Source organism: Chromobacterium alticapitis, assembly GCF_002924365.1.
Taxonomy (GTDB): domain Bacteria; phylum Pseudomonadota; class Gammaproteobacteria; order Burkholderiales; family Chromobacteriaceae; genus Chromobacterium; species Chromobacterium alticapitis.
This window is the reverse complement of record NZ_PQWB01000187.1, coordinates 1-205: the sequence shown is the minus strand read 5'-3', so window position 1 is coordinate 205 and position 205 is coordinate 1. Positions and strand designations below refer to the sequence as shown.

Here is a 205-nt window from a genome sequence, read left to right as displayed (position 1 = left end):
ATCGACATCCGGATTGCGCCCTGCGGGCGGTGGCGGCGCGTCATCCTTGTGGACAAAGCTTTTGTGCGAAGCCCAGGCATCGATCAGCGTGCCGTCGACGCTGAAATGTTCGTCGCTGGTGAGCTTGCCCCACTCGGCCAGGCTGCGTACGCGAATGAAGAAGGCACGGGCGACGTCTTCGGTAAACAAGCGGTCGCGATTTTGC

1 pseudogene is annotated in these 205 nt (G+C 61.5%); it reads right to left on the bottom strand.

The annotated features are described in order from the left end of the window. A pseudogene (locus tag C2I19_RS20925) lies at positions 1-205 on the bottom strand (IS5/IS1182 family transposase); the annotation flags it as partial.